Annotated in this window: 1 protein-coding gene; it reads left to right on the plus strand. The window is 64.6% G+C overall.

Features of this window, described 5'->3' with window-relative positions; genetic code table 11:
• Positions 1–73: 73 nt before the first annotated feature.
• Positions 74–1618 carry a hypothetical protein gene (locus R5W23_RS07600; protein ID WP_320685817.1) on the plus strand — a complete coding sequence of 515 codons (1545 nt, stop codon included), beginning with the start codon at positions 74–76 and terminating at the stop codon, positions 1616–1618.
• Positions 1619–1708 lie beyond the last annotated feature (90 nt).

Below are 1708 nucleotides of genomic sequence, written 5' to 3' on the forward strand. Positions count from 1 at the left end.
GGCCTGGTTCAGGAGCGGGTAACAGTGTCGGTTGAGTGATTCACGAAAATGCCTGTTTCCCCGAGACTGGTGGTTGCGACGCCTCCAGAACTCAAAGGAACCAGGCATGTGTGTTTCTACTCCACAGCCGCCGGCGGTCCACTCCCCCGTTACCAACCCGCCACCCGCCCACGCGCTGCGACCCGAGCAACGCCAACGCCTGGCGCTCCACGCGCTGGCCGGCACACAACCCATTTCCACCCTCGCGAGACACACCCACGTCAGCCGCAAGTTCGTTTACCGACAACAAGACCTCGCACGAGAGGCGCTGAATAACGCCTTTGACCCGCCACCCACCGACGCGTCGGTCCTGTTCCACCTCCCCATTACCAAACGTTGGATCGAGCAGTTCACGCTTGGCTTGGTGCTCATCGGGCACTGTCCGCTGCGCGGGGTCGTCGAACTCTTTTGCGACTTCTTCGACCACGAGATCTCCCTCGGCACCGTCCACAACATCGTCCACTCGGCCGTTGAGTCGGCACGGCATCACAACACACGCTACGATCTGTCCCCGGTCCGTATCGGCGCGCACGACCAGATCTTTCAGCACGGGCAACCGGTCCTCGTCGGGGTCGATGTGGCGTCCACCTTCTGCTACGTACGGAGCCTCGAAGAGCACCGCGACGCTGACACCTGGGGCGTCCGGTTGTTGGAGTTGCAGGATCACGGCCTCCGACCCGACGCGACCATCGCCGATGGGGGTCGTGGTCTGCGCGCCGGCCAGGCCCTCGCTTGGCCCGACACACCCTGTCGCGGCGACGTGTTCCACGCCCTGCGTGATCTGGGCCAGTTGGTCCGGTTCCTGGATAATCGGGCCTACGGCGTCATCGGAGCCGGTGACCAGCAGCAACGGCGCATGACACGGGCCAAGCGGCACGGTCGCGGCAATACCCAATCCAAACGGCTCGCGTTGGTGCGTCAGGAGCAAGACCGGGCGATCACCCTGGCCGACGACGTATCCGTGCTCATCGGCTGGCTGCGGGACGACACCTTCGCCGTTGCCGGTCCCGACCACCCGACCCGCGGCCAACTGTTCGACTTCGTGGTTGCCGAGTTGGAGTCGCGGGAACCCCGGTGCCCGCACCGGATCGGTCCGGTGGTTCGTGCTCTCCGCAACCAGCGCGACGACCTGCTCGCCTTCGTTGCCGCCCTCGATGAGCAGTTGGCCGCCGTGGCGAAGGAGTATGAGGTGTCGCCGGCGTCGGTGCGTGAACTCCTGGAGGTGTCCGCGTTGGACGGGCGTTGTCCCGCTACGTGGCCGCGGGACGCGGAGTTGCGGCGTCGTTTGGGTGCCCGGTACTGGAGCTTACAGAACGCAGTGGCGGATGTAGCGTCCCAGACGGTCCGGGCCAGTTCGGTGATCGAGAACCTGAACAGTCGGTTGCGCGGGTACTTCTTTCTGCGGAGACATCTGGGTGGTGCGTACCTGGATCTGCTGCGGTTCTTTCTGAACCATCGACGGTTCGGTCGCAGTGAACATCCGGAACGCGTGGGTAAGAGTCCGGCGCAGTTGCTGACGGGCTGTTCCCATCCGCACTGGGTGGAACTGTTGGGCTACCAACCCTTCAAACGCAACTGACCACACACGCGACGCTCTTGACGCCAGCCGCCGTCCACGCGGCCACGCACCCGCGCGCGCCTGTTACCCATGATCGGGCCTTTTTGAACC

The sequence above is a fragment of the Gemmata algarum genome, assembly GCF_034097035.1.
GTDB lineage: Bacteria > Planctomycetota > Planctomycetia > Gemmatales > Gemmataceae > Gemmata > Gemmata algarum.